Below are 8,040 nucleotides of genomic sequence, written 5' to 3' on the forward strand. Positions count from 1 at the left end.
CTTAAGGTCTGTGGAGACCATCCGGTCCGCCGGGTTCCGTCTCCACAGACCTCGAGGAAGCCAGATGCCCGAACGCGCCCCCGATCCGTCCGCGGCCCACTTCGGCGAGAACGGCATGCGCCGGTTCACGGTGCCCGGCTCCTACGGCATACGCCTGCCCGACCAGGCCCGCGAGGCACTGACCGGTACCGGGGTCCCCGTGCACGTGGCGCCGTACTTCACCGCGGCGGCGGGCACCGACGCGCCGACCCTGGGCATGCTGGCCGGGCACCGGGGAGTGCCGGCACCCACGGGCCGGGAGAGCTGGGTCCGGATCGGCACCGACCCGCTGGCCCACCTGTGTGTACGCCCGGACGGTGCGGTGCAGGCCGTGTTCCTTGGGCTCGACGAGGACGACATGTTCGTCAGCTCCGACGTCACGGCGTTCAACGCTTCGCTGGCCGTGCTGGACCGGCGGCTGCCGGTGATCGCCGCCTCGACGAGCCTGCCGGTGGCCGCCGCCGCGTTCCGGGAGCTGAACGCCGAACTCCGCACCATCGACGCCGCCGCCTTCGAGGAACGCGAGAGCTGGTGGCCGAGGGTGCTGGACGACGTACGGCACACCCTGAACTTCCCGTTCTCCTCCGCCTTCGAGTACGTCGACGCGGCGGGCTCCGAGCAGATCGTCACCGACGCCACAGGCCCTGGGCGAGCGCACCCGGAGGAACTGGTCTGGCAGCGGCTGCGGACCGAGGGGGTGGCTCCGGAGCAGGTGCGCCGGGTGTACTGCGAGCTGGAGCCGTGCATGATGCCCGGCCACTACTGTGCCGTATGGCTGCAATCCCTCTTCCCGCACGCGGAGTTCACGCACAGCTTCGACTACGGCGCCACCGCCGAGTCGCGGGAGGAGGGGCTGAAGGAGCTGATCACGTACACCGCGCAGCGGGCGGCTGAGCGATGACCGGACCGGCTTGGTCCCGTCCGGGGGCTGGCCGGGAGCCGGCCGCCGCCGCGCTGTTGGCCTGGCTGGCCGACGCCAGGGCACCGCGTCTGTGTGTCGTCACCGGAAGCGCGGGCTGCGGTAAGTCGAGCCTGCTGGCGTGGCTGATCGATCACGGGACGCGGGACGGGGAGCGGCCGGAACGCCGGGTGCACGGCTTCGTGCCGCTCGCCGGTCAGACGGCACAGACCACCGCGTGGACGCTGGCCCAGCAGTTGTCGGTGGCCGCCCGCACCCCGGGTGAACTGCTGACCGCCCTGTCCGCCGACGAACGCCGGACGGTGCTCGTCCTGCCGGAGCTGCACGCGGCGCAGACACCCGCTGTGATCACCGAACTAGCGGTCCGATTGGCGGAGTTGCCACATCTGCGGGTGCTGGTGGAGGTACGCAGCGGCAGTGCGGAGGCCGAAACCCTGACGAAGTCTCCCTCGGCGGTGATGAACCTCGATGAGGCTCAGTGGACGGATCCGGACCGGCACGCGAAGTGGGCCACCGGACGGAACCCCGTCGAACCGATGCCGCAACCGGAGCCCGAAGCGGTCGACTTGAACGACCCGGCCGCGGTCTGCGCTGCGGACCCCTGGCAGGTCTCCGTCCGCTACGAGCACTCCGGGGACGACCACGGCGGGCTGCGCACGGCCTGGCTACGGGCCGGGGCGTCCCTGACCCGTGAGCAGAGTCCGGCCGAGCGGGCCGTGGTCCTGCTGGCGGCGCTGGGCGACGACGCCGACCCCCGACTGCCGGACAGGCTGGCCGTCCTGGCCGACGGCGCCGCCTGGCGGGTGGTCTGGCGCAGGGTGCGCGGGGACATCCGGCCGCCGTGGCCCGGGCCGGCCCGCGCGTTGTCGTCCGGTCACGGGCACCTGGCCGGCACGGTCCTGGTCTCGGACCACCAGGGCACCGTCCGGCTGATCCGAGAGGCGGACGCCGCGTCGGCCGGCCGACTGCCGGAGCCGGTGGGTCAGGTGGCCGCGCTCGCCGTGACCGCCGAGGGAGACTCGCTTGTCTTGGACTCCCAGGGCGGGCTGCATGTCCGGCACGCTCCGGCCGCACCTCGGGCCATGGGCCTGTCGGCGCTGCTGGAGGACGGTCCCACACCACTGGAACAGCTGGTGGAAACGGTCCGGGCCGGGCTCGGAAACCGCTCCCGGGCCCTGGCTGCCTGCGGTGACGCGCTGACCGTGGCGGACGGCACGGGCCACGTACACGCCTTCGGTCCCTGGGGCGCGGAAACGGTCCGTCTGCACGAGGGCGCGGTCACCGCGCTGGCGGCTCTGGACCTCGCGGCCTCCGGGGTGAACGGGCCCGGCATCCCATTGGTCTACAGCGGCGGTGCGGACGGGACGGTACGCGCCTGGGGTCCCGGCGCCGAGCCGCTCGCCGTGCCCGTCCGGGCGCGTGCGTGCCCGGTGACAGCGCTGGCCGCAGCGGTCACCGACACCGGTCCGGTGCTCGCCATCGGCTGGGCGGACGGGCTGGTGGAGCACCAATGCCTGGACAACGGGACGGTCCGCGCCTACCGTCCCGGCCTCGCCGTCCACGCGCTCGCCCTCACGGAATCAGGTGATCTGCTGGTCGGCACGGACGAGACGCTGATGTGTCTGCGTCCTGTCACAGTCACGCCATAGAGGCCGAGAGCGCCCTTGCAGCTCACCAACCACCCCTGGTTACGCTCGTCTTACTCATACGATCATCAGGCGAATGAGGGGGCGTTACGGGGGATGGGCTACACGCTGCCCGGCTGGCTCGACGAGGTTCTGGACGTCATCGGCATCAACTTCCCGAACGTCGACGAGGACGACTACCGCGAGATGGCCGACGCCATGCGGGACTTCGCCGACAAGTTCGAGGGACATGGGGCGAACGCGCACAAGTCGGTGGAGCGCCTCCTTGCTTCCTCCCAGGGCTGGGCCGTCGACGCGATGGAGAAGCACTGGTCCCAGGTCAAGGCCGGCCACCTGGACAAACTTCCCGAACTGGCCCGCCTGTTCGCGGCCGCCTGTGACGTGGTCGCGGACATCATCTTCGGGATGAAGCGGAAGGCGGAGGTCGAACTCGCCGCCATGGCAGGCTCGGTGGGTCTCTCCATCGGCCTGGCCTTCTTCACCGGCGGACTGTCGGCCGTGCTGGGCGCCGCGGAGATCACGGCGATGCGGCAACTGGTGAAACGCATCATCGACGAGGCTGCCGACCAGATCGTGGACGAGCTGATAGCCCGCGTCACCGGGCCGGTCAACGCCAAACTGGAGGCGATGGTCGAGGACGCGGTCCTGGACCTGGCCGAGCACGCGTTCTCCCTCCCGCCGGCCCCCGGCACCGGCGGCCACGGCGGCATGCAACTGGCCTCGGCGGGCGGTGGCAGCGGCCTGGAACTCGCCTCGGCCGGCGGCGGAACAGGCACGGACCTCTTCATCGACCACGACGAGTTCGAGTACGGCGCCGGCCAACTGTCCGCGCACGGTAAATCACTGCATCTGGTCAGCGCCGATCCACTCGGCCGGGCCAAGAACTCCTTCAACCGCACGAAGGGCCGCGACCCCTTCACCAAGGTCTTCGAATCCGTCCTCCACGGTGCCCTGGACGGCTGCGAAAAGGCTCTCGGCAAACTGGGCAAACACCTCACCGAATCCCTCCCGAACCGCACGAAGGCGGTATCCCGCCTACACAAGGACAACGACATCCAAGTGGGGGAGCAGGCCCGGCGGATCAGCACAGGCCGACAGGGGGACGGGGATACCCCGATGCTACTCCTCAATGCGGACGGAACCGTCGAACGACTGCACGCCGACGGTAGAAAGCCGACCCGGATCAAGGGCGACGAGAAGGACCTTCCGGACTTGGTGACCGACGACGGCAAAGTCTGGCGGTACCGAAGGACGGACCCGGACAAGAATCCCTTCCCACTGTCTCCTTCGTCCGACAACCCGAAGGTCACCTCCCACCGACTGGGCCGGGGGGAGATCAGTGAGCTGGCGTACGCCACGCAGTTGGCGCGCTACTCAAAGAAGGACTACGGCGGCGGCAACTACGCCGCCGTGCATTACGTTGACTCCCAAGGGAATTCGTTCATTCTCGTTGGCCACAGCAAGAATGTCCACTCCGAACGAACCATCGGGTATCCAGTCCTCAGAGATGGCAACCCACAAGGAATCCGGGATCTGTACACCGAGCGAGAACCTTGCCAGGAGTCCAGCTCCTGGTGTGACCAGTGGCTCGCCAGATACTTCGGCGCCGACCAGAAGGTCACCCACTCGCACAGTTATGATCAGTCACCAGTCGACGGAAAACGCCCGAGCTCGTACAGCATCGACGGCGAGCATCGAGCTTACCGGAAAAACCTGGAAGACTGGCACAACAAGCATGGACTGAGTGCGGGAATGATGACCGAATCAGACGGTGCGGCCATGGAAGCCGTCAGGAAAAGCAGGCGGAGATGAGTATGCTCTTCGATATCGATCACGAAATGCTGGCCGAAGCGGTCGGAGAGGACGAGGTCTATCGCCTGCCCGAACCCGCTGCGGCGCAGTACGGATTCACCGGCGAGACTCTCGACTTCCTTGTGCACACCGGCATCCCGAGCGCCGAAGACTTCGAGTTGTCGTTCGGTCTGCCCGTCGAGTTCGACGCGAGGTTCGTCTGGGACTGCGCGGAGGAGAGGGAGAACGGCTGGACCTTCCCCGATGGGGTGGAGAGGGTCGTGAAGATCGGGAATCTGCCGGTCAACGCGGTCGTGGTGGATCCGGACACCGGGATCGTGTACCAGTACACCGACGCCGTCCGAGAGGCGATCCCCATCCATGGTGACGTCTCCTCATTGGTGAAGACCATGGTGTCCTTCCTCGGATACATCTCGTCCTACAGCCGGGGCGAGCACGAGGACGAGGACGAGGAGTACGCCCGCCGAAAGCGTGAAGTCGGCGCGTTGCTGGACGGGCTCCGCCGGATCGATCCCCTTCCTTTCGCTCACGAACACAGCGAATGGGTGGAACTCTTCGACAACCTTGAAGGCGGAGTCTTCACCTAGGCACTCAAGACCGAGTGTTCCGGTCAACGCTTCTCAGGAGTTCGCGGGTCCGGTGGATCAGGGCCTCGCGGACCGGGTCGGGGGACAGGACCTGGAGGGGCGTGGCCAGGCCGAGGAGGTAGCGGGCCAGGCCGTCCGGGTCCGGGCCGCCTATGTCGACCACCGTCGCTTCCGGGCCGTCGGGGTGGTGGGTGCCGATGGTCGGGGGGATCAGGCGTTGGGCCTCCCTCAGGGGGAGGGGGAGGCGGATCCTCGCCGACAGGGGGTACGGGCCGTTCGCCGTGTTGTGGGACACCAGCTGCGCCGCGTCCGGCGGATCGGTGATCTCGACCTGCTGCCCGGTTGGGTTCACGTGCTCCACCCGGTCCGCCCGGAACGTCCGCCACCCCCGGACCACATCCCGCGCCACGAAGTACCAGCGCCTGCCGGTGTGCACGAGCCGGTACGGGTCCACGTCCCGGACCGTGCCCCTGCCCTTCCCGTCGCAGTACGACAGCCGCACCCGCTCCCCGCGCCGGCACGCCGCCGCCAGCTCCAGCAGCATCCCCGGGCGCAACCGCCCCTCCTCCGGCCACGGCAGCCGTACGAGCGCCTCGTCCCACTCCCCCAGCCGCTCCGCGATCCCCGCCGGCAGCACCTGCCGCAGCTTCAGCAGCGCCGACAGTGCGGCCTGGTCCCCGCCGAGCACCCCGCCGAACGCCGCCTCCCGCAGCCCGACCGCCACGGCCAGCGCCTCCTCGTCGTCCAGGATCAGCGGCGGCACCCGCGAGCCGGCCCGCAACCGGTAACCACCCCACGGCCCGGCCTCGGAATCGACGCTGTACCCCAGCTCCCGCAGCTTCGCGACATCCCGCCGCACCGTGCGGTCCGTGACCCCCATCCGCTCGGCCAGTTCGCCACACGTCCACGAGGGCCGGGCGGCGAGCAACGACAACAGACGCAGCAGACGGGCGGACGCGCTCAGCACGGGCGGAAGTTTTCCATACCGTTCGCCCCAACCAGGACCGAAGCTGTCCGGGTCACGTCCTACCGTCCTCCCCATGAGCACGGAAACCCCTTCCGCACCCGCCTTCCGCTACGTCGCCGTCACCTTCGACTGCGCCGACCCCGCCGAACTCGCCCGCTTCTACGGCGACATGTTCGGCCTCGCCGTCACCTACTCCACCGACGACTTCGTCTTCCTCGGCGGCGACAACGGCACGGCCGGCCTCGGCTTCACCCGCGTCCCCGACTACCGCCGCCCCACCTGGCCCGACCCCGCCCAGGGGAAGCAGGCCCACATCGAAGTGGGCGTCGACGACCTGGACACCGCCGAGGCGCACCTCCTCGCCCGGGGCGCGGTCAAGCCGGACCACCAGCCTCAGCCGGAACGATGGCGGGTCCTTCTCGACCCCGCCGGGCACCCGTTCTGCATCACGACCCTGGCCTGACGCCGCGCCCTTCTCACGGCACGGCGAACTCGCACCACACGATCTTTCCCGGCGTGCGCTCCCCGACGCCCCACTTGTCGCTCAGCGCCGCCACCAGCAGCAGGCCCCTGCCTCCCTCGCTCTCCGGACCGCCCGGCTCGTCCGGGACGCGAGGGGTGCCGGGGCCGCTGTCGTGCACCTCCGCGCGGACCAGCTCGCCGTCGTACCGCAGGCGGAGCAGGAAGCCCCGGCCCCTCGGCACGCCGTGCAGCAGGGCATTCGTGGCCAACTCGCTCACGCAGAGCGACAGGTCGTGGGATCGATCCCAGGACTCCAGCCCCCAGTACTTCAGCGACCCCTCGGTGAGCTGCCTGGCCGCGGGGATCGAGCGGCGGCTGCGGACGTAGAACTGGTCGCGGTGGCAGGGGAGTTCAATGTGCTCGTTCACGGGGCGAATGTGGCGCAGCGTAACTACGCTGGTTCAGTGCGTGATCCCGTACAAGGTTTTTGTACGGGTTGCTGCGGGGTGGTCCATCGGCCGGCGTGGGGAGTTCAGCAGGCATGACGCCTACACGGAGGAAGAACCAGTCGGCCATGAAGATGCTGGGCCGTCAACTGGCCGCGGCGCGACGTGCGAAGGGGCTGAGTCAGCCTGGCCTGGCGGCGGCGCTCAACATCCACGAGGAGACGGTGGCCAGCATCGAGCAGGGCCGACGGGTGTTGAAGCTGGACATGGCCGAGCTGTTCGACGAGTTCCTGGAGACCAAGGGGATGCTGGCGGCGGGGGTGGCCAACCTGCCGGAGGTGGATCAGTTTCCGTTGTGGGCGGAGGAGTACATGGATCAGGAGAAGGTGGCCATCTCGCTGTCCTGGTACGACAACGCCGTCATCCCGGGTCTGCTCCAGAGTGAAGCGTACGCTCGCGCCGTCCTGCGGAACCGAGTCCCGGCGTACGAGGACGAGGAGCTGGAGAAGGCCCTACGACTCCGACTCGACCGTCAGGAGATCCTGCACCGCAAGAACCCGCCGACATTGAGCTTTGTGGTGTGGGAACCGGCGCTCCTGGTCAATGTCGGCACCTACGAGGTTCACAGGGAGCAGCTGCACTTCCTTCGCGAGGCAGCCGCACTCCCCTGCGTCTCACTCCAAGTGCTGCCGCTGGACAGTCCCGAACATGCTGGCTTGGACGGCCCGTTCGCACTGTTCGAAACTCCGGACCATCAGCACCTCGCCTACACCGAATCGCAGCGCGGCAGTCAATGGGTTTCTGACCCGGAGGAGGTTTCCCGCCTGGCGCGCAAGTATGCGATGCTGCGGACACAGGCCCTGACCACTCATCGTTCGATGGACCTGCTCGACAGCCTGCTAGGAGAGCCATGAGCGCCGAAGCCCTTCAGTGGTTCAAGTCGACCTACAGCGGCAGCGAAGGTGGCGCTTGCCTTGAAGCCGCCGTCGCCTGGCACAGGTCCAGCTACAGCGGAAGCAACGGTGGCGAGTGCCTTGAAATGGCTGTGTCTCCCGGCGCCGTGCACATCCGGGACTCCAAGGAAACCCCCTCCCAGCACCGCACCCTGCGCATCAGCCCCGCCACATGGGACACCTTCACCTCTTCCCTCAAGTGACCGACC

Annotated in this window: 9 protein-coding genes; 7 read left to right on the forward strand and 2 right to left on the reverse strand. The window is 68.7% G+C overall.

Features of this window, described 5'->3' with window-relative positions; genetic code table 11:
• Window positions 1-64: 64 nt before the first annotated feature.
• The 4 genes from IE251_RS34255 (at window position 65) to IE251_RS34270 (ending at window position 5,003) form a co-directional block, all read left to right on the forward strand.
• On the forward strand, window positions 65-940 hold the full coding sequence (locus tag IE251_RS34255) for an SUKH-4 family immunity protein (protein ID WP_189756835.1): 876 nt from the start codon (window positions 65-67) through the stop codon (window positions 938-940).
• Window positions 937-2,607, forward strand: a complete 1,671-nt coding sequence (locus IE251_RS34260; RefSeq protein WP_189756836.1) for a P-loop NTPase family protein — start codon at window positions 937-939, stop codon at window positions 2,605-2,607. The genes IE251_RS34255 and IE251_RS34260 overlap by 4 nt, the downstream gene beginning before the upstream one ends.
• Before the next feature lie 93 nt (window positions 2,608-2,700).
• Complete coding sequence (locus IE251_RS41945) at window positions 2,701-4,416, forward strand: WXG100-like domain-containing protein (RefSeq protein ID WP_189756837.1); 1,716 nt, start codon at window positions 2,701-2,703, stop codon at window positions 4,414-4,416.
• Complete coding sequence (locus IE251_RS34270) at window positions 4,413-5,003, forward strand: SUKH-4 family immunity protein (RefSeq protein WP_229897050.1); 591 nt, start codon at window positions 4,413-4,415, stop codon at window positions 5,001-5,003. Before IE251_RS41945 ends, IE251_RS34270 begins: the two co-directional genes overlap by 4 nt.
• 4 nt (window positions 5,004-5,007) lie before the next feature.
• Here IE251_RS34270 and IE251_RS34275 read toward each other — a convergent pair whose 3' ends face one another.
• Window positions 5,008-5,970, reverse strand: a complete 963-nt coding sequence (locus IE251_RS34275) for a helix-turn-helix transcriptional regulator (protein WP_189756838.1) — start codon at window positions 5,968-5,970, stop codon at window positions 5,008-5,010.
• Window positions 5,971-6,043: 73 nt separating this feature from the next.
• On the opposite strand from IE251_RS34275, the gene IE251_RS34280 reads away from it, so the two are divergent.
• Window positions 6,044-6,433: a VOC family protein gene (locus IE251_RS34280; RefSeq protein ID WP_189756839.1), complete on the forward strand. Its 390-nt coding sequence runs from the start codon at window positions 6,044-6,046 to the stop codon at window positions 6,431-6,433.
• A 13-nt stretch (window positions 6,434-6,446) separates the two neighbouring features.
• Here the strand turns inward: IE251_RS34280 and IE251_RS34285 are convergent, their stop codons facing one another.
• Window positions 6,447-6,860 carry an ATP-binding protein gene (locus IE251_RS34285; RefSeq protein ID WP_189756840.1) on the reverse strand — a complete coding sequence of 138 codons (414 nt, stop codon included), beginning with the start codon at window positions 6,858-6,860 and terminating at the stop codon, window positions 6,447-6,449.
• A 146-nt stretch (window positions 6,861-7,006) separates the two neighbouring features.
• Here IE251_RS34285 and IE251_RS34290 point away from each other — a divergent pair, with 146 nt between their 5' ends.
• Both IE251_RS34290 and IE251_RS34295 read left to right on the forward strand, forming a co-directional pair.
• Window positions 7,007-7,792: a helix-turn-helix domain-containing protein gene (locus IE251_RS34290; RefSeq protein WP_189756841.1), complete on the forward strand. Its 786-nt coding sequence runs from the start codon at window positions 7,007-7,009 to the stop codon at window positions 7,790-7,792.
• Entirely contained in the window at window positions 7,789-8,034 is a 246-nt protein-coding gene (locus tag IE251_RS34295; protein ID WP_189756842.1) for a DUF397 domain-containing protein, read from the forward strand. The genes IE251_RS34290 and IE251_RS34295 overlap by 4 nt, the downstream gene beginning before the upstream one ends.
• Window positions 8,035-8,040: the final 6 nt, after the last annotated feature.

Origin of the sequence: Streptomyces eurythermus (assembly GCF_014649115.1) — a bacterium.
Classification (GTDB): Bacteria; Actinomycetota; Actinomycetes; order Streptomycetales; family Streptomycetaceae; genus Streptomyces; species Streptomyces eurythermus.